The sequence below is a fragment of the Sphaerisporangium sp. NPDC005289 genome (genome assembly GCF_040607455.1).
GTDB lineage: Bacteria > Actinomycetota > Actinomycetes > Streptosporangiales > Streptosporangiaceae > Sphaerisporangium > Sphaerisporangium rhizosphaerae.
In genome coordinates, this window is record NZ_JBEXGS010000008.1 from 165,877 (window position 1) to 184,741 (window position 18,865).

Sequence of the window (18,865 nt, forward strand, 5' to 3'; positions counted from 1 at the left end):
GACCCCGCGCGGCACCACCGGACAACCGACCCCGTGTCCTCCGTTCGGTGGACACCGCCGCGCTACGCCGGTGCGCTACGCCGGTGCGCGACGCCGGCGCCCGCGGGGCCGGTTCCGGGGCGTCAGGGCGGGGTCAGACCGGCGTGCCGAGGGAGCACTCGGGCTGCGGCCGGCGCTCGTCCAGCTCGGCCAGCAGGGCCGTCCACTGGGCGCCGATCACCTCCATGTCGTAGGACGCGGCGGTCTTCAGCGCGTTGGCGCCCATCTCGCGCCGCAGTTCCTCGTCCTCGATCAGGCGGCAGATGCCGGCCGCCAGCGCGGCGGCCTTCTTGGACCGGACGAGAAGCCCGTCGTGGCCGTCGGTGATGATCTCCTTGGGGCCGTGCGGGCAGTTGAAGCTGACCACCGGCACGCCCTTGCTCATCGCTTCCAGGATGGTCATGCCGAAGCCCTCGTAGCGGGAGCTGACGGCGTAGATCGACGCCTTGGACAGCTCGACGCCGATCTCGGGGGTGCTGCCCATGAGGAAGACCTTGTCCGACAGCCCCGCCGCGTCGATGCGGTCGCGCAGCTTCTCCTCGCGTTCGGGGGTGCCGCCGCCGTAGATGCGCAGCACCCAGTCGGGGTGGGTCTCGGCGACGCTCTTCCAGGCGTTGACCAGGCGGTCGAAGCCCTTGGCCCACACGACGCGGCCGATGCCGACGACCACCTTCTCCTCAAGGGAGGACACCTCGCCGGCCAGGTCGGGGATGGCGTTGGGGATGCGCAGCAGACGCCCGGGCGGGTTCCCCTTCAGTAACCTGGTGTACTCCTTCAGATCGGCCCTGGTGAGCGTGGTGAAGGCGTCGAGCTTGCCGTAGCGCCTCTTGATCTGGGTCTGGAGCTGCGGGCCGTGCGACTCCAGGGTGACGTGTTCCTGGCCGATGGTGAGCACCTCCGGCGGCGCGAACAGGCCCATGGCCAGGTTGAAGGCCGGCCGCGTGCCGATGACCACCCCGCCCCGCAGCGAGCGCAGGTAGCGGGCCAGCCGCAGATCGGTCAGAAGGCTCATGTTGAGGTAGGCCTTCTCCTCCTCGGGGACCAACCTGCTCGGACGCCGGGCGAGGAACTCGGCGAGCCGTCCTCGGGGGGCGATGCGGTCGTCCAGGAAGCGCAGCCGCACACCGGGCGGCATCGGGAAGAACGGCTCCTCGTTGGTGCGGGTCAGGCTGACGATCTCCACGTCGTGCTCGCGCGCCAGGTAGGCGGCCAGGTTGAGCACGGTGCGGATCGTGCCGCCCATCCCGTAGGCGTGCAAAAGCAGGATGTGCACCGATCGAGTGCTCCGTGGCGGAGCCTTCCGCGCCCGCCGCGCGTTCACCAGGTCGAGCAGCTTCACCGCCCCACGTGCGACGGCCTTGCGTCCCCTCGTCAACACCCCGAAGACCCCTCAAATCATGCGGTCATGGACATGCCCCTCGTATCCCATGTGCCATCTCGGCCGGGAAGCATCCGTGACCGCGGGTGAGAATAATGAACTACCCCGTGGAAGGTAAGGATTGCGTTAGCGCGGCCCTTACCTTGCCCTCACTCGCATGATCTAGACGCTCTCAAGGGGTGCTTCCGTTGCATCTGGTTCACAGGTAATTCACCGAGTAATGCACCGATAGCGGAACGTATGGCCACAGGGCCGGCGTGGGGTGCGGTGTCCGGTTCTGTGAAGGTGAACGGCCTTACGGTGCGGACCTCTGGCAAGGCCGGGCGGGATGTGGAGGAGGGGACTGGTCGTTCTGCGCCATTCCTTCTATGAACTGTCCCGACAAATGGCGGCGTTCTGGGTGAATGACGGGTTTCGCGATATATGTACAGATTTGGGGTTTAGTTCCGTCCGGTCGGGCGCAACCGGAACAGGGCATGGCTCCGCCCGGACGCGACCGACGGTGACGAACGGCGCGGGTCAGAAAAGGGTGTCGGTGCGCTCGATGCCACGCAGGGCGTCGTAGTCGAGCGTGACGCAGTCGATGCCGCGGTCGGTGGCCAGCACCCTGGCCTGCGGCCTGATCTCCTGGGCGGCGAAGATGCCCTTCACCGGCGCCAGCAGGGTGTCGCGGTTGAGCAGCTCCAGATAGCGGGTGAGCTGCTCGACGCCGTCGATCTCGCCGCGCCGCTTGATCTCGACGGCGACGGTGCCGCCCAGATGGTCGCGGCACAGAATGTCCACCGGCCCGATGGCCGTCGGGTACTCACGGCGGACCAGCGTCCAGCCGGAGCCGAGCGTGGCGATGTTGTCGGCCAGCAGCTCCTGCAGGTGAGCCTCGACGCCGTCCTTCCGCAGGCCGGGATCGACGCCCAGCTCGTGCGAGGAGTCGTGCAGGATCTCCTCGATCGTCAGGACGAGCTGCTCGCCGGTCTTACCGTGGGTGACCGTCCACAGCCCCTCCTCCTCGCGCAGCTTGCACGGGGGGTTCATCCAGTTGAGCGGCTTGAACGCCCGGTCGTCGGCATGGATCGACACCGAACCGTCCGCCTTCAGCAGGATGAGCCGGGGCGCCATCGGGAGGTGCGCCGTGAGCCGTCCCACGTAATCCACGCTGCAACGCGCGATGACCAGCCGCATGACGGCCAACCCTACCGCCCGTCCCGCCGTGGGGGGCGCGTTCTCGGGGCCGTCGGACGGGCGAGGGGACGCCTCTGGGAGACTTGCGGCCAGAACAGGGACGGCAGGAGGGCAGGATGGCACGCACGTTCCACACCGTCGGCGTCGTCGGTCTCGGCACCATGGGCGCGGGCATCGCCGAGGTCTTCGCCCGGGCCGGGCTGAGCGTGATCGGCGTGGAGGTGGACGCCGCGGCGCTCGAGCGCGGCCGGGACAACCTCCGGCGGTCCACCGAGCGGGCCGTCGCCCGCGGCAGGATGACCCCCGGGGAGCGTGACGACATCCTCGCCAGGGTCGGCTTCACCGGCGCCCTCGCGGACCTGCGCGACGCCGACCTGGTCGTCGAGGCCATCCCCGAGGTGATGGACTACAAGCGCGCCCTGTTCGCGGACCTCGACCGCGTCTGCCGGCCCGGCGCCGTCCTGGCCACCAACACCTCCTCGCTGTCGGTCACCGCGATCGCCGCGTTCACCTCCCGGCCGGGCCAGGTCGTCGGCATGCACTTCTTCAACCCGGCCCCGGTCATGCGGCTGGTCGAGGTCGTCGGCACGGTGGTCACCGAGGACGGGCTGACCGCGGACGTCGCGGAGCTCGCGCGGCGCGTCGGTAAGACGCCGGTCACCGTGGGCGACCGGGCCGGGTTCGTGGTCAACCGGCTGCTGCTCGGCTACCTCAACCACGCCGTCACGCTGCTGGAGCGTGGAGTGGCGGCCAAGGACGACATCGACACGGCCATGAAGACCGGAGCCGGCCTGCCGATGGGCCCGTTCACGCTGCTCGACCTGATCGGCCTGGACGTCTCCCACGAGATCTGCGAGGTGCTGTTCCAGGAGACCCGCGACCGGGTGCACGCCCCCGCCCCCCTGCTCAGGGAGCTGGTGACCGCCGGGTTGCTCGGGCGCAAGAGCGGACGGGGCTTCCACGACCACGCCGGCGCCGCCCGGCCTCCCGCCTCCGCGCCGGCAGGGCCGGGGGTCGGGTCGGTCCACGTGCTCGGCGACGGCGCCGGGGATCTGGCCACCCGGCTCGCGGCCGCGGGCGTCAAGCACGCCGAGGCGGAGGAGGCCGACGTGGTGATCGCGCTGTCCGGCACCCCGGTCGTCGAGCACGCCGCGCGGCTGCCGCGTCCCGAGCGCCTGGCGGGGCTCCACCTGGTGGGCGACCGGGTGGCCGAGGTGGTCTCGACGGCGATCACCGCCCCCGAGACGGCGCGCGCCGTCGCCGGCCTGATGGAGGCTCTCGGGCGCACCCCGGTGCCCTGCGCCGACCGCGCCGGGTTCGTGGTCGACGCGCTGCTCTACCCCTACCTCAACGACGCCGTCCGGATGTACGACTCCGGCTACGCCTCCATCGAGGACATCGACACCGCCATGCGCCTGGGCTGCGGCTACCCGGCCGGGCCGTTCGAGACCCTCGACGCCATCGGCCTCGGCACGGTACGCGACGGCCTGCGGGCGCTGTACGCCGAGTACCGCGAGCCGTTCTTCGCGCCCACGCCTCTGCTCGACCGCCTGGTGACCGCCGGTGTGACGAGCATCCGGGGCCGGTGACGGAAGAACACCCGCCACACCGACGTTCGTGCCGATATGAGCCCCCGCCGCGCCCGCCGTCCCGACCCGAGAGACAAGGGTCGCGGATCCGTCGCGCCACGCCCGCTCGACGGAGTCCTGCGCGGCATGGAGCGGGTGGAGGAGGGACCTGACGGGGAGTGGAAGGTCCGCAACGTCTCCGGCGCGGGCTCTGACAAGATGTACCGCTGCCCGGGGTGCGACCAGGAGATCCGCGCGGGGCTGCCCCACGTGGTGACCTGGCCCAACTGGAGCGGCGGAGAGGGGGAGCGCCGCCACTGGCACACCGCCTGCTGGCGCAAGCGGGTGGACCGCGGCCCCGGCCGCTCACGCTACTAAGCCCGCACCGTCTTCCCCGGCTCCCGCGCCGCCTGAGACGCCCCGTCCGTCACGCCCTGTCCCTCACGCACCGTCTGACATGTCCCGCCCGTCACCGCCCCGACGGAGATGCATCGCCCGTCGCCCGCCCGGTCGGCCTCCCGACCGCTACCTGAGGAGTACGCATTGGAGATCCGCTCGTCGACGGTGCTGCCCGCCGTGCGGGAGGACATCGAGCTGCACACGGCCGACGGCCTGACCCTGGTGGGGGAGCTGGCGCTGCCCCCCGAGGGGCGTCCTGCGGCCACGCTCATCTGCCTGCACCCGCTCCCGACGGCCGAGGGCATGATGGACAGCCACGTGCTGCGCAAGGCCTCCTACCGGCTGCCCGCGCTGGCCGGTGTCGCCGTGCTGCGCTTCAACACCCGGGGGACCTCCTCCGCGCGCGGCACCTCGGAGGGCGCCTTCGACGAGGGCGAGGGCGAGCGGTACGACGTGGCCGCCGCGCTGGAGTACGCCGAGTTCCACGACCTGCCCGCTCCCTGGCTGCTCGGCTGGTCGTTCGGCACCGAACTGGCGCTCAAGTGGGGCCACGACCCGCTGGTCCAGGGCGCGATCCTGCTGTCGCCGCCGCTCAAGCGGGCCGGTGACGCCGACCTCGCGGCGTGGGCGGAGTTCGGCCGTCCCCTGGTCGCGCTGGTGCCGGAGTTCGACGACTACCTGCGCCCGGAGGAGGCCCGCCGGCGCTTCGCGGCCGTCCCGCAGGCCGAGGTGGTCGGCGTGGAGGGGGCCAAGCACCTCTGGGTCGGCGAGCCGTACGTGCGCATCGTGCTGGACGAGATCGTCAAGCGGGTCAACCCCTCGGCCTTCCCGCTGCCGACCGAGGCGTGACGCCGGGCGCGCCCGCCCCATAGAATCTTGTTCGGTTCGAGCAGAGGAGGCGGTCGTGCGGGCGTTCGATCTATCAGGGCGGAAGGCGTTCGTGACCGGGGCGTCGCGGGGCATCGGCAGGGCGATCGCCCTGGCCTACGCCGAGGCGGGCGCCGACCTGGTCCTGGTCGCGCGCTCGCCCGAGCCCCTGGCCCAGGTCGCCAAGGAGGTCGAGGCGCTGGGACGGTCGGCGCACGTCATCCCGGCCGATCTGTCCGACCGGGACGCCGCCGCCGCGGCCGTGCGGCAGGCGCTCCAGGCGTTCGGCCACCTGGACATCGTGGTGAACAACGCCGGCGGCTCCAACTTCATCGTCCCGTTCAAGGACCTGCGGCTGTCCGGCTGGGACAAGATCATGAAGCTCAACCTGGACTCGGCGATGGCGGTGTGCCACGCCGTCGCGCCGCACCTGCTGGAGCGCGGGAGCGGCTCGGTGATCAACGTGGCGTCCATCGCCGCCCAGGGCGCCCCGTTCATGGCCCCGTACGCCGCCGCCAAGGCCGGACTGGTGGGGCTCACCAAGACCCTGGCGCTGGAATGGGCCGGCAGCGGGGTGCGGGTCAACGCCCTGTGCCCGGGCTGGACGGCCACCGACCTCAACCGCAGCCTCCGCGAGGACGAGAACGCCGGGCGGGCCATGGTGGCGAACGTCCCCATGGCCCGCTGGGGCACGCCGGAGGAGATGGCCGGGCCTGCGCTGTTCCTCGCCGCGCCCGCCTCCTCCTACATGACCGGGCAGGCGCTCTTCGTCGACGGCGGGCTCACCACCGCCTGAGCCGTCCAGGGGCGGCCGCTACAACCGGGCCTGGCGGGGGAGGACGACCTCCCTGATGATCAGGGCCACCGCGGCCGCCACCGGGATCGCCAGCAGCGCGCCCACCGCGCCGAGCAGCGCGCCCCCGAACAGGGCGGCGATCACCGACACCGCCGGCGCCACGTCGACCGAGCGGCTCATCACGCGCGGGTAGATGACGTAGTTCTCGACCTGCTGGTAGACCACGAAGAAGATCACGCAGGCGATGCCCAGCGGAGCGGACTGCAGGAACCCGACCGCCGACACCAGCACCGCGCCCACTGTCGCGCCGACCAGCGGGATCAGGTCGGTCACGGCGACGACCAGCGCGAGTGCCAGCGCGTACTTGGCCCCGGCGACCGTCAGGAACAGCCACGACAGCCCGCCCGCGATCACCGAGATCAGCACGTTGCCCGCGACGTACCCGCCGATGCCGTCGAGGATCTCATCGCCGATGGCCCGCGTGCGGGGGCGGCGGCTCGACGGCACCAGCAGGAGCAGGTACTCCTTGATCGTCGGCAGCGACCCGAGGAAGTAGAGCGTCAGCACCAGCAGGGTGAAGCCGGAGAAGAACGCGTCCAGCACGACCGCACCCGCGCCCAGGATGCCGCCGGCCACGGTCGCGCCGAGACCTCCGCTGGTGATGTAGCTCTGCAGGTTGGCGAGGATCTGGTAGTCGGCGTCGAGCTGCTTGATCGTCGGGTTGGCCAGCAGGCCCTGCACGTACCCGGGCACGGCGCCGACGAAGTCGCTGGTCTCCTGGCTGACCGGCGGGACGATCGCCAGGCCGAAGAGCGCGAACAGCACGATCACGCCCAGGAACACCAGCGAGATGGCCCAGCGCCGGTGCATGCCGCGCCGTTGCAGCGCCTCCACGACGGGGTTCAGCCCCACCGCCAGGAACGCCGCCACCACGATCAGCACGATCACGCTGCGCGAGCTGACCAGCGCCTGCGCCAGCCCCCAGGCCGTGAGCACGCCCAGCGCCGCCGTCAGGCCCCACAGGAACGGGCCCCGGGTGAGCGGCTTGCCCGGCGCGCCGAACGGCAGGTCGGGCCCCGTCATGCCGTCGTCCGCGCCGTCGGCGGCGGCCATCTCGCGTCCCCGCCGCCCGGGCGACGCCACGGCCCGCCCCGGCGACGCCATGCCCCGCCCGGGCGCCCCCTCGCGCGCGGAGAACGACTCCCGCGAGAGGGACGACTCGCGCGCGGAGGACGACTCGCGTGCGGGAACCGACTCGGGCGAGGGGGACGCCGTGCGGCGTGGCGGGGCGTACTCGCGTCCCGGGGACGCCATGCTCTGCGCGGACCGTCCCCTGCGGCCGCCGGACGGCGCCGCCGCGGGCATGATGTCGGTCACCTCCGAGGCGTCGGCACGGGCGTCACGCGCGCCCTGGGCCCTCCCTGGAACATCGGACGCCGACCTCGCGTCCGGAGGAAGGTCACGCACGGTCTGCTCCTTGCCGTCGGGGGAAGTCGGGGTCGTGGAAACGGGCGGACAACAAAGGAGAGCCTAGCGACCCGTGATCGCCAGGCTCTCCTGCACCGTCCTGCATCCCCTTCGCCGGCCTCGCCCCGCTCGGCGGACTCGGGCGCCTTACCCGAACCGCCGGTCTCGGCCAGGTGGGCTGGTTACTCCTGCCACCACTCGGAGTCGTCCTCGGCCGGGGCCGCGGCGCGCTGAGGAGCGGGGGCCGGGCTCGGCTTCTCGCTCACGGAAGGCGTGGCCGCCAGCGCCGGCTTGGGCGCGGGGGCCGCGACCGCCGGGGCCTCGTCCATGCCCGGCAGGGCGGCGCCGCCGAGGAGCTGGCGGAGCTGGGCGAGGTGGCTGGTGATGCTGTCGCGCTGGCGGGTCAGCTCGTCCACCTGGCGCTGGGCGACGGTCCGGTTGCGCTCGGCCTCGGACTTGGCCTCAGACACGATGGAGTCGGCGCTGGCCTTGGCGTCGGAGACCATCTGGTCGGCGTTCTTGCGCGCGTTGGCGAGCAGCTGCTTGGCGTGGGTGTCGGCCTCGCGGCGGGTCTGCTCGGCCTGCTGGGTGGCCTTGCTGGCGCGCTGCTCGGCGGTGGCGGCCCGCTGCTCGGCCTCGGCCACCATCTTCTGGGTGTTGGCCTGGGCGGTGGCGTGACGCTCGGCCTCCAGCCGCTCGGCCTCCTCGCGGCGGGCGGCGAGCTGGATCTCGAACTCGGCCTCGTCCTGGGCGCGCTTGGCCTCGGACTCCTCCAGGACGCGCTGGGCCTGCGCCCGCATCTCGTCGGCCTGGCGCTTGGCCGTGGTGAGCACCTCGTCGCGCTCGCGCTTGGTGGAGGCGCGCAGCTGGGCGACCTCGCGCTCGGTGGTGGTGCGCAGCTTGGCGATCTCGCGCTCGGCGTCCGCGCGCTTCTCGGCGACCTCGTGGTCGGCCGTGGCGCGGAGCTTGGAGACCTCGCGCTCGGTGGTCGAGGTGAGCTCGTCGGCCTCGCGCTTGGCGGTCGAGCGGATCTCCTCGGCCTCCCGCTCGGCCATGGTGCGCATCTCGTCGGTCTCACGGGTGGCCAGCGCGCGCTTCTCGGCGGCCTCGTGCTCGGCCGCCGCCCGGACGTCCGCCGCGTCCACCTTCGCCGCGGCCTTGATCTCGTTGGCCTCGGCCCGCGCGGCCTGGACGAGCTCGGTGGCCTGCTCCTCCGCGAGACGCAGCAACTGCTCGATGCGGGCGCCGAGACCGGAGTAGGTCGGGCGCTCCTGCTCCTGCAGCTGCCGCTGGGAGTCGGACAGCTCCCGTTGCAAGGCGGAGAGCTGCTCACGAGTCTGCCGCAGGTCGGTGTCGAGCTGCTTGAGGTGGTCGTGAACCTGGTGCCGGTCGTAGCCACGGAGAACCACGTCGAATTCCCGCGTGGGGGCGTCTTCAAAGAAATTGTTCAGCTGGGCGTCGATGTCGGACTGCATGAGGCTCGATCCTGGGTTGTCGAGACGGCTACACGGGCCGGACGGGGGGCGGACATCCGATGCGGGGGCCGGTGCCGGCGGGCGCGCGCGCCCAGGCACTCGCTCGCAAGGGCGCGCTGCCGCTCGCCCCTGATGTCCTCGTGCCCGGCTCGCCCGTCCACGGCGGGTCCACGTACCGGATGGTAGGCCAGCGTACTCCGGTGTTGCCGAATTGGAGGTCCCGTCCGACTTTCTGCGCTACTTGTTACGAATAAGCCATTGTTAAGTTTCGTCAGCTAGGACGGACGAGGAGGGGACTCGACCAGCTCTGTCAAGACTCCTCCCACATCTTTCGGATGAAGAAACGCGATTGACGTGCCCATTGCGCCGTGCCGCGGGTGCAGGTCGATCAAACGCACCCCCGTGGCGCCGATGGCCTCCAGTGCGGCCGTGACATCGCTCACACCATAGGCGACATGATGGATGCCCTCACCCCGCTTGGCCAGGAACTTGCCGACCGGCGTCCCGGCGTGCAGCGGTTCGAGCAGCTGGATGTAGGACCCCCCGCCCTCGCCGTCCGCCACGTGCAACATGGCCTCTTTCACCCCCTGCTCCTCGTTGACCTCCCGGGCGACCACGGTCACGCCGAAGGCCGACTCGTAGAACGCGATCTTCTCCTCGAGATTCTCGCAGGCTATGCCCACGTGGTCGATTCTCAGCAGCATTGCGTGTCCTCCGTCCGTGACCGGCCGCGAAAGCCGGAATGCCCGGCGGGTCTCTCGCGAGCCGCGCGGCGCGCGCTCCGAGAGACCTGCCTTGGGGGCGGGTGGTGCGTCGTAGGTATGGTGGCAAAGTCGCCGAAGACCCCATCATGGAGGCCCTGGTGTCCAGTTCTCCCGCCACCCCGCCCGGCATGTCGCGATCGGTCATCGTCGCGGGGGCCCGCACGCCCATCGGCCGCCTGCTCGGTTCCCTGTCCGGCCTGTCCGCCGTCGAGCTGGGCGGCCTGGCGATCAAGGCGGCCCTGGAGCGTTCCGGCGTGGCGCCCGAGCAGGTCCAGTATGTGATCATGGGCCAGGTGCTGCAGGCGGGGGCCGGCCAGATCCCCTCGCGCCAGGCGGCGGTGAAGGCCGGCATCCCGATGAGCGTGCCGTCACTGACGATCAACAAGGTGTGCCTGTCCGGCCTGGACGCCATCGCGCTGGCCGACCAGCTCATCCGGGCCGGCGAGTTCGACATCGTGGTGGCCGGCGGCATGGAGTCGATGACCAACGCCCCGCACCTGCTCCCCGGCCTGCGCAAGGGCGTCAAGTACGGCGGGGCCGACATCGTCGACGCGATGGCGTTCGACGGGCTCAGGGATGTCTTCGACCAGGTGTCGATGGGGGAGTCCACCGAGCGGCACAACACCCGCCTCGGCATCGGGCGCGAGGAGCAGGACGCCTTCTCGGCGCGCTCCCACCAGCTCGCGGCGGCCGCCGCCAAGGACGGCACGTTCGACGACGAGATCGTCCCGGTGACCCTGCCCCAGCGCAAGGGCGACCCCCTGGTCGTCTCCGCCGACGAGGGCGTGCGCGGCGACACCACCGTGGAGACACTGGCGCGGCTGCGGCCCGCGTTCACCAAGGACGGCACGATCACGGCCGGCTCGGCGTCCCAGATCTCCGACGGCGCCTGCGCGGTCGTGGTGATGTCCCGGGCCAAGGCCGAGGAGCTGGGCCTGACCTGGCTGGCCGAGATCGGCGCGCACGGCAACGTCGCCGGCCCCGACAACTCCCTGCAGTCGCAGCCGGCCAACGCCATCCGCCACGCCCTGGGCAAGCAGGGGCTGACCGTGGACGACCTCGACCTCATCGAGATCAACGAGGCGTTCGCGGCGGTCGTGCTCCAGTCGTCCAAGGAGCTCGGCGTGGCCGAGGACAAAGTGAACGTCAACGGCGGCGGCATCGCGCTGGGCCACCCCATCGGCGCATCGGGCGCGCGCATCGTGCTGGCCCTCGCCCACGAGCTGCGCCGTCGCGGCGGCGGCACGGGCGCGGCCGGCCTGTGCGGCGGCGGCGGCCAGGGCGACGCGCTGATCATCACCGTCCCCGCCTCCTCCTGACCTCCCGCGGACGCGGCGGACGCGGACGTCGATCGGCGGCCCGGGCAGGCGTGGGCCGTCCGTCCCGTCGCCGCTCGAGGTTTCGGCGGTTCTCGATGCCCCGGCCGCTTGAGAGATGAGCCATCTTTAAGGTGTCTTGCCGGGCGCAGTGAATATGGGAGTCAAGTCTCGCGGGTGCGCGCGCATTGCGCGTGGGATGCCGCGCCGGGCCCGTCCTCGCCGTGTTTCCGCGTGTCCGTGTTCGCGCTCCGGCGCACGCGGCGTGGGCGGCCCCGGCCGCGACGGCCGGGAGTGACCTCCTCGGCTGGGGGCGTCAGGCCTTGCGGGCGGCGTACGCGCTCGCCGAGGCCGTGACTTGGCGCAGGGTGCGCTGAAGGACGGCGATGGTGGCGGCGTCGATGCCCACGGCCTCGCCGATGGCGGCCGGGATGTGGCGGACCGCGGCCCCCAGGGCGCGGCCCTCGTCGGTGAGCGCGAGCTCCACCGTGCGCTCGTCGTCGGCCCGGCGCCGCCGGGTGAGCAGGCCCCGCGACTCCAGGCGCTTGAGCAGCGGCGAGACGGTGTTGTAGTCGAGCTGGAGCTGGTCGACGATGTCGCGGATGGTGCTGCCGTCGTGCTGCCAGAGGACGACCATCACCAGATATTGCGGGTAGGTGAGTCCTAGGGGCTCCAGCAGCGGGCGGTAGACGGCGGTGAGGCTGCGCGAGGCCGCGTAGAGGTCGAAGCACAGCAGCTCCGACAGGGCGCCCGGCGCGGTGTCGGCCGGTGCCGGGCCCGGTGTGCCTGGTGTCATGGAAGCAGTTTACGCCAGGCCCGGCGTTCCCGATTATCTCGTGCGCGAGGTAATCGTGTACGATGCGATGACAGGCGAATGGAACAGCATCTACCCCGAAGGAAGCGTCATGGCGTACATCACCGTGGGCAACGAGAACTCGACCCCGATCCAGCTCTACTACGAAGACCACGGCTCCGGGCAGCCGGTCGTGCTCATCCACGGGTACCCCCTCGACGGGCACTCCTGGGAGAAGCAGACCGCGGCGCTGCTCAAGGCGGGCTACCGCGTCATCACCTACGACCGCCGCGGCTTCGGCAGGTCCAGTCAGCCCACCACCGGCTACGACTACGACACCTTCGCCGCCGACCTGGACATCGTGCTCAGTGAGCTCGACCTGGACGACGCCGTGCTCGTCGGCTTCTCGATGGGCACCGGCGAGGTCGGCCGCTACCTCGGCACCTACGGCTCCACGCGGGTGAGCAAGGCCGCCTTCCTGGCCTCGCTCGAGCCGTTCCTGCTCAAGACCGACGACAACCCGACCGGCGTCGACAAGTCGGTCTTCGACGGCATCCTCGCCGCCGTGACCGCCGACCGATACGCCTACTTCGATGCCTTCTACGCCGACTTCTACAACACCGACGAGAACCTCGGCACCCGGCTGAGCGAGGCCGCGCTCAAGGCGAGCTGGAACGTCGCCGCCGGCGCGTCGGCGTACGCCTCGTCGGCCTGCGTGCCCACCTGGCTCACCGACTTCCGCGCCGACATCGCCAAGATCGACGTGCCCACCCTGATCCTGCACGGCACCGCCGACCGCATCCTGCCCATCGACGCCACGGCCCGGCCCTTCCGCCGGCTGCTGCCGCAGGCCACCTACGTGGAGATCGAGGGCGCCCCGCACGGCCTGCTGTGGACCCACGCCGACGAGGTCACCGAGGCCCTGCTGGCCTTCCTCAAGAGCTGACCCGTTCCCAGCGGGAGCCGAGTCCTTCACGCGGCGCGGATAGCATGGAAGACATGCGACGTCGATCTTTGACGTTGTTCCTCTGCGGTGACGTGATGCTCGGCCGGGGCGTCGACCAGATCCTGGACCACCCCGGTGATCCGGCGCTGCGGGAGGCGTCCGTCCGGGACGCGCGCGACTACGTCGGGCTGGCCGAGGCGGTCAACGGCCCGGTTCCCCGCCCCGCCGGCGACCGCTGGCCGTGGGGCGACGCCCTGGCGGTCCTTGAGGAGTCGTCGCCCGGCGTTCGCATCGTGAACCTGGAGACCAGCGTCACACGCAGCGATGACTTCTGGCCCGGCAAGGCCGTCCACTACCGGATGAATCCCGCCAACCTTTCCTGTCTCGCCGTCGCCCGTCCCGACGTCTGCGCGCTGGCCAACAACCATGTGATGGACTTCGGCCGCCGAGGCCTCGCCGAGACGCTGGACGCCCTGACCGGCGCGGGGTTCCGCGCCGCCGGGGCCGGGCGGGAGATCCGCGAGGCACGGCGGCCCGTGGTGCTCACTCCGGACGGAGGCGGACGGGTGCTGGTCTTCTCCTGCGGAATGGAGTCCAGCGGCGTTCCCGCGAGCTGGGCGGCGACCGCCGACCGCTCAGGCGTCGACCTGGTCCCCGAGCCGGCGCACATCGGCACGGCGGAGATCGCCGGCCGGGTGCGCCGGGCCAAGGGCCCCGGTGACCTCGTGGTCGTGTCGCTGCACTGGGGTTCCAACTGGGGCTACCACGTTCCCCCGGCGCAGCGGCGCTTCGCGCACGCGCTGGTGGACGCGGGCGTGGACGTCGTCCATGGGCACTCCTCACACCACCCCCGCCCGGTGGAGGTGTACCGGGACCGGCTCGTCCTGTACGGCTGCGGCGACCTCATCGACGACTACGAGGGCATCGCCGGCTACGAGCGCTACCGGGACGACCTGAGACTGCTGTACTTCGCGTCGCTGGACGCGGACACCGGAAGCCTGCTCGGCCTCACCATGATCCCCATGCGGGCTCGCCGCCTGCGTCTCGACCGCGCCTGCGACCAGGACGCCGAGTGGCTCAGGGCCGTCCTCGATCAGGAGAGCCACGCCTTCGGCGCCGCCGTGGCCCACACCCCGGACGGCACCCTCACCCTCCACCCCCGATAGGCCTGCCTCGCCTCCCGTGCCGCGCGCTCGCCTGATCGTGCATGGCCTCCAGCGTGCGGAGCGCTCACGGTGAGCGGGGAGCTGCGGCGATGACGACCATGATCCCGAGCGCGGCCAGCGCCAGGTTGGCGTACAGCTCGTAGCCGGTCAGGAAGCCGATGCGGGGGACCACCACGCGGTTGAAGAAGTTCAGGAAGATCGCCATGAAGGGCTGCACGGCCACCCGGTCGATGGCCCCGCTGATGCCCTCGGCCGCCAGCACCAGCCCGGCCACCTCGATGTTGTTGCGCATGACGGAAAGCTATGGAGCCGCCGGCCCGCCCCGTAACGGCCATGCGGATCGCCGTCCCGGACCGCCGTATCCGGCCTCGGTGCTCTCTCCGGCGAAAGTCTCGTCCCCGCTGACTTCCGTATCGCCCGGTTCGCGGGGATGGGCGGTGCGCAGGGTCCGGTCGTAGGCTCGCGGCAGATGAACCGATCAGCCATCGCCTCCGCGCCACGGCGGCCCGTCCGCGACGCCCTCGTGGACATCGCCGTCTTCCTGCTGGCGGCGGGCTTCGGCCTGCTGACCATGGCCGAGCGCCTCGACGCGGTCATGCCCTCACCGGCGTGGCTGTTCACTCTCGACCAGGTCATCGGCGCGATGAGCTGTGCCTCGCTGTGGCTGCGCCGCCGATGGCCGGTGGAGCTGGCGCTGGTGCTGGTCGTCCTGTCGGCGTGGTCGGAGATGGTCGCGGGCGCGATGCTGGTGGCGCTGTTCACCGTCGCCGTCCACCGGCCTCCGCGCGTCTCCGGCGGCGTCTTCGCCCTCAGTCTGGTGTCCGCCCTCATCTACACGTTCCTGCGTCCCGAGCCCGACCTGCCCTTCCCGCTGCTGTTCGTGCTGGGGCTGGCCATCCAGGGCGCGGTGGTGGGCTGGGGACTGTTCATTCACCAGCGGCGCAGCCTGGTGCTGTCGCTGCGCGACCGCGCCGTCCGCGCCGAGACCGAGGCCCACCTGCGCGCCCTGCAGGCCCAGCACCAGGCGCGCGAGGCGATCGCGCGGGAGATCCATGACGTGCTCGGCCACCGGCTGTCGCTGCTGAGCGTCCACGCCGGCGCCCTGGAATACCACCCGGGCGCGTCCCCCGACGACGTCGCCAGGGCGGCCAAGGTCATCCGCGAGAGCGCCCACCAGGCGCTCCAGGACCTGCGCGAGGTCATCGGCGTACTGCGCGCCCCCGTCGGTGAGCTGGCCCCCCTGGGCCTGGCCGACGTGCGCGACCTCGTCGCCGAGTCGCGCCTGGCCGGGATGCGGGTGAAGTTCACCGAGGAGCTGCCGGGCCCGGCCCCCGACCGCGCGGGGCGCACCGCCTACCGCATCGTCCAGGAGGGCCTCACCAATGCCCGCAAGCACGCGGTGGGCGCCGAGGTGCGCGTCCGGGTGCACGGCGCGCCCGGACGCGGGCTGGAGGTGGAGATCCGCAACGCCCTTCCGGCGCCGTCCGCGCGACCGGCCCCGTCAGGAGCGGGACAGGGGCTGGTGGGGCTGGCGGAGCGGGTCGCCCTGGCGGACGGACGGCTGGAGCACGGGCCCGCCCCCGGAGGCGACGGGCGGCTTGAGCATGGGCCCGCCGCCGGAGGACTCGCCGTCGAGGGGCCCGCCGCCGAAGGACCTGCCGCCGACGGTGACCGGCCGCTGGGGCACCGGGCCACCGGAGGTGACTGGCGGCTGTGGGCCTGGTTACCGTGGCCGCCATGACCTCGATCGAGTCGTCCCCGGTGCGCGTGCTCATCGCCGACGACGATCCCTTGGTACGGGCCGGGCTGGTGATGATGCTGGGCGGCGCCCCCGACATCGCCGTCGTCGGCCAGGCCGGTGACGGCGCGCAGGTGATGCCCCTGGTCGACCGGCACGCTCCCGCGGTGGTGCTGATGGACATTCGCATGCCGGTGATGGACGGGCTGGCCGCCACCAGGGCGCTGCGGGCCCGGCCCATGGCGCCGGAGGTCATCGTCCTGACCACCTTCGACGCCGACGACCACGTGCTCGCCGCACTGCGTGCCGGGGCCGCGGGCTTCCTGCTGAAGGACACTCCGCCCGCCGAGATCGTGGCCGCCGTGCGCCAGGTGGCGCAGGGGCGCCCGGTGCTGTCGCCCGGGGTGACCCGGCGCCTCATCGCCCGGGTGGCCGAATCGGGCCACGACCGGCGGCGTGCCCAGGCCAGGGAGCGCCTGACGTCGCTGAACGACCGTGAACGCCAGGTCGCCCTCGGAGTCGGCCAGGGGAGCTCCAACGCGGAGATCGCCGCCGCGCTCTACCTCGGCGTCCCGACGGTCAAGACCCACGTCTCCGGCATTCTCACCAAGCTGGGCCTGAACAACCGCGTCCAGATCGCGCTCCTCGTCCACGACGCGGGGCTGCTGGACGAGGAGTGAGACCCATGCCGCGGCCTTCGGCGTGTGGCGGCCGGGTCAGGGCTCGTCGGTGTAGGCGACGGTGACCTTGGTGAAGCCCAACGACTTCAGCATGCCCTCCAGCATGAGCTTGGTGTTCTGATCGGCGCGGTTGCGCAGGTCGCTGGCCTGAGCGGCCTCGGCGATCTTCTGCTCGGCCAGGACGTACAGCTCCTGCTGGTTCTGGGGGGAGTTGGAGAGCATCTCCTGCACGCGGTCGAGCAGCCCACGCTGCTGGGCGTAGACGTAGGACTTCTTGTTGTCCAGGTTCGGCTTCTCCAGTTGCGCGTGCGGGATGCGCACGGTGACCTCGGTGCGGTCGGCGGAGACGGTGATCGCGTCCTTGGGCAGGCGCGAGAAGTCGACGTAGGCGTTCACCCCGCCCGCGCCGACGAACAGCGTGCGCGATCCTTTGACGGCGTCCGGCAGGAACGGCGCGTCCTTCTCCAGGTCCACGATGACCTGGAAGTTGCCGGTGGCGGACTGGAATCGGCTCATGTTCTGGATCGACTGCAGCAGCACCGGCTGGCTGCGGTCGATGGTGGTCTCCCCGAACGGGTTGAGGTACGACCAGGTCAGCTTGGCGCCCACGGTCAGCAGCACGAGCACGGTGAGAACCCCTGCCAGGATGCGCCAGCCGCGGCGGGATCGGCGTGGTGCCGGTTCCGCCGCCTCGGCGGCCGTCCGGGGGGTCGACGTCTGGCGGTTCACGGCCGTTCTCCTTCCCGGGATGCGAGGTTTCTCACCTTGCCGAGGCCACCGACGTCCGTGCGGGCGAAGCAGGACCGGACGAGGAAGGACTGGACGAGGAAGGACCGGACGTGGAAGGGCCGGGCATGGTCGGGTACGGCGAGCCGGGGACCGGCGACCGGTCGGAGTAGAGCGTGGCGCCGGCCGGCCCGGCGGGCGGAGTGGCGTCCCCGCCGCGTGACATCCGCCGCGTCGCCGCCCCGCCGTCGCCGCCGTCTCTGCCGCCCCTGCCGGGAACGGCCGGCGTGCCGCCACCGCCCGCGACGGCCACCCCGCCGCCGCCGAAGTGCGACGCCTTCAGCCGGCAGGTGGCGAAGTCGGTGTAGAACATGCGCAACCAATCGCGGCGCTGACTCTCGCTGAGCGCGGAGAACCACGCGGCGGCCGCTTGATGGCCCGGCAGCGGCCCGCTCGGCAGCGGCTCGCCGCGCAGCCAGGCGCTCACGATGGCCCGGTAGCCGTCGGCGCGGGCCTCGCCGCACCGCGGGGCCAGGCGCTCGACGAACTCCGCGGCGGCCCTTGACGCGTAGCCGGGGGTGAGGTCGTCCACATGGATGGCGACCGCGCCGGCCGCGCCCCCGGGGGCCGGGCGGACGTCGTCACGCGGCCGCTGCTCGACCCGGGAGAAGGCGGCGGGCGTGCCGGTGAGCCGGGCGGCGATCGTGGTGAAGGCGGCTCCCAGCTCGGTCAGGCCGCTGCGCATGCCGGGGTGGACGCACACCGTGATCGGCCACTCCTGGCAGCTGTAGACCATCGTCTCGGTGGCGGCGACGGCCTGCGGCTCGCCGAGGACCCGTGCCATGCCCGTGCCCGCCGCGAGCACCGCCAGCAGCGCGAAGGCCAGTGCGAGCGCCCTGCGGGTCACAACGGTGGTCCAGATGAGCAGCAGGGCGGTGGTCAGCCCGAGCAGCCACAATGACTGGTCGGCGAACGCCGCGCGGCTCAGCCCCTCGAACGGGTCGTACGGCTCGGGCGTGGCGGGCGCGAGCTTGACGATCCAGCCCGACCCCGCCGACAGCGACGCGAACAACGCGTAGCTGCCGACGCCCGCCGCGAACGGGGCGAGCGCCCAGGGCGCGGCCCAGCCCGTGACCCAGCCGATCACCGCGTACAGCGCGAGACCTGCGGCGCCCACGGCGAGGCCGCTCGGCGCCAGGTGGCCGGCCTGCTCGGTGAGGACGGCCTTCATGGCGAGCATGGTGACGGTGGCGCCGAACGCGCCCACCACGACCGCCAGCACCGCCAGCGGCGCGCGCAGCACCCGCCAGCCGCCCGGCAGCCGGCCGCGGGCGGCGCGGCGCTTGCGCACGGCGACCCACGCGGCGAACGCGGCGGCCACCGGCCCGGTCAGCCGGAGCGACCCGATGACCGCGACGACGATGTTCTCCCATGCGGAAATGCCCGGTACAAGGACGCTCCACGCCGCGAGCAGGCCCAGCGCGAGCAGCATCCCTACCGCCACCAGCGCGCTGTGCTTCAGCTCTTCGCGCGAAACGCCCCTTTGCTCAAGCACGGCCCCGCGCGGG

The 18,865-nt window shown here is 72.0% G+C and carries 18 protein-coding genes; 9 read left to right on the forward strand and 9 right to left on the reverse strand.

What is annotated here, in order from left to right; translation table 11 throughout:
• Positions 1-133: 133 nt before the first annotated feature.
• Both ABZT47_RS16435 and nucS read right to left on the reverse strand, forming a co-directional pair.
• Positions 134-1,312 (reverse strand): glycosyltransferase family 4 protein, encoded by a 1,179-nt coding sequence (locus ABZT47_RS16435; RefSeq protein WP_354841886.1) that lies wholly within the window; start codon positions 1,310-1,312, stop codon positions 134-136.
• 624 nt (positions 1,313-1,936) lie between these two features.
• On the reverse strand, positions 1,937-2,596 hold the full coding sequence (nucS, locus tag ABZT47_RS16440; RefSeq protein WP_354841889.1) for an endonuclease NucS: 660 nt from the start codon (positions 2,594-2,596) through the stop codon (positions 1,937-1,939).
• Between the two features lie 116 nt (positions 2,597-2,712).
• Between nucS and ABZT47_RS16445 the strand changes: the two genes are divergently transcribed.
• The 4 genes from ABZT47_RS16445 to ABZT47_RS16460 all read left to right on the forward strand — a co-directional run bounded on the left by ABZT47_RS16445 (position 2,713) and on the right by ABZT47_RS16460 (position 6,226).
• Entirely contained in the window at positions 2,713-4,185 is a 1,473-nt protein-coding gene (locus ABZT47_RS16445) for a 3-hydroxybutyryl-CoA dehydrogenase (protein WP_354841892.1), read from the forward strand.
• Positions 4,186-4,311: 126 nt separating this feature from the next.
• The gene (locus ABZT47_RS16450) at positions 4,312-4,542 is read left to right on the forward strand and encodes an ATP/GTP-binding protein (RefSeq protein ID WP_354841894.1); all 231 of its coding nucleotides are present in this window, start codon (positions 4,312-4,314) and stop codon (positions 4,540-4,542) included.
• A gap of 165 nt (positions 4,543-4,707) precedes the next feature.
• Positions 4,708-5,412 carry an alpha/beta hydrolase gene (locus ABZT47_RS16455; RefSeq protein WP_354841897.1) on the forward strand — a complete coding sequence of 235 codons (705 nt, stop codon included), beginning with the start codon at positions 4,708-4,710 and terminating at the stop codon, positions 5,410-5,412.
• Between the two features lie 55 nt (positions 5,413-5,467).
• Positions 5,468-6,226, forward strand: coding sequence for an SDR family NAD(P)-dependent oxidoreductase (locus ABZT47_RS16460; RefSeq protein WP_354841899.1), 759 nt, complete (start codon positions 5,468-5,470; stop codon positions 6,224-6,226).
• An 18-nt stretch (positions 6,227-6,244) separates the two neighbouring features.
• On the opposite strand, the gene ABZT47_RS16465 is transcribed toward ABZT47_RS16460, so the two are convergent.
• From ABZT47_RS16465 to mce, 3 genes are all read right to left on the reverse strand, one after another.
• Positions 6,245-7,693: an AI-2E family transporter gene (locus tag ABZT47_RS16465; RefSeq protein ID WP_354841902.1), complete on the reverse strand. Its 1,449-nt coding sequence runs from the start codon at positions 7,691-7,693 to the stop codon at positions 6,245-6,247.
• A gap of 182 nt (positions 7,694-7,875) precedes the next feature.
• Positions 7,876-9,168 (reverse strand): DivIVA domain-containing protein, encoded by a 1,293-nt coding sequence (locus tag ABZT47_RS16470; protein ID WP_354841904.1) that lies wholly within the window; start codon positions 9,166-9,168, stop codon positions 7,876-7,878.
• Positions 9,169-9,443: 275 nt separating this feature from the next.
• A complete protein-coding gene (gene mce, locus ABZT47_RS16475) occupies positions 9,444-9,872 on the reverse strand; it encodes a methylmalonyl-CoA epimerase (protein ID WP_354841907.1) in 429 nt (142 codons plus the stop codon).
• Between the two features lie 188 nt (positions 9,873-10,060).
• Here mce and ABZT47_RS16480 point away from each other — a divergent pair, with 188 nt between their 5' ends.
• Positions 10,061-11,251, forward strand: coding sequence for an acetyl-CoA C-acetyltransferase (locus ABZT47_RS16480; protein ID WP_354842366.1), 1,191 nt, complete (start codon positions 10,061-10,063; stop codon positions 11,249-11,251).
• A 313-nt stretch (positions 11,252-11,564) separates the two neighbouring features.
• On the opposite strand, the gene ABZT47_RS16485 is transcribed toward ABZT47_RS16480, so the two are convergent.
• Positions 11,565-12,044: a MarR family transcriptional regulator gene (locus ABZT47_RS16485; RefSeq protein ID WP_354841910.1), complete on the reverse strand. Its 480-nt coding sequence runs from the start codon at positions 12,042-12,044 to the stop codon at positions 11,565-11,567.
• A gap of 109 nt (positions 12,045-12,153) precedes the next feature.
• Here ABZT47_RS16485 and ABZT47_RS16490 point away from each other — a divergent pair, with 109 nt between their 5' ends.
• Together ABZT47_RS16490 and ABZT47_RS16495 are read left to right on the forward strand one after the other, a co-directional pair.
• Positions 12,154-12,987, forward strand: coding sequence for an alpha/beta hydrolase (locus ABZT47_RS16490; protein ID WP_354841912.1), 834 nt, complete (start codon positions 12,154-12,156; stop codon positions 12,985-12,987).
• Positions 12,988-13,040: 53 nt separating this feature from the next.
• Positions 13,041-14,153, forward strand: a complete 1,113-nt coding sequence (locus ABZT47_RS16495; protein WP_354841915.1) for a CapA family protein — start codon at positions 13,041-13,043, stop codon at positions 14,151-14,153.
• Positions 14,154-14,217: 64 nt separating this feature from the next.
• Here the strand turns inward: ABZT47_RS16495 and ABZT47_RS16500 are convergent, their stop codons facing one another.
• Positions 14,218-14,445, reverse strand: coding sequence for a hypothetical protein (locus ABZT47_RS16500; protein ID WP_354841918.1), 228 nt, complete (start codon positions 14,443-14,445; stop codon positions 14,218-14,220).
• Between the two features lie 177 nt (positions 14,446-14,622).
• On the opposite strand from ABZT47_RS16500, the gene ABZT47_RS16505 reads away from it, so the two are divergent.
• Together ABZT47_RS16505 and ABZT47_RS16510 are read left to right on the forward strand one after the other, a co-directional pair.
• The gene (locus tag ABZT47_RS16505; protein WP_354841921.1) at positions 14,623-15,894 is read left to right on the forward strand and encodes a histidine kinase; all 1,272 of its coding nucleotides are present in this window, start codon (positions 14,623-14,625) and stop codon (positions 15,892-15,894) included.
• A complete protein-coding gene (locus ABZT47_RS16510) occupies positions 15,891-16,571 on the forward strand; it encodes a response regulator transcription factor (RefSeq protein WP_354841924.1) in 681 nt (226 codons plus the stop codon). Before ABZT47_RS16505 ends, ABZT47_RS16510 begins: the two co-directional genes overlap by 4 nt.
• A 36-nt stretch (positions 16,572-16,607) precedes the next feature.
• On the opposite strand, the gene ABZT47_RS16515 is transcribed toward ABZT47_RS16510, so the two are convergent.
• Positions 16,608-17,300: a DUF4230 domain-containing protein gene (locus tag ABZT47_RS16515; RefSeq protein ID WP_354841926.1), complete on the reverse strand. Its 693-nt coding sequence runs from the start codon at positions 17,298-17,300 to the stop codon at positions 16,608-16,610.
• A 31-nt stretch (positions 17,301-17,331) separates the two neighbouring features.
• Complete coding sequence (locus ABZT47_RS16520; protein WP_354841929.1) at positions 17,332-18,801, reverse strand: hypothetical protein; 1,470 nt, start codon at positions 18,799-18,801, stop codon at positions 17,332-17,334.
• Positions 18,802-18,865 lie beyond the last annotated feature (64 nt).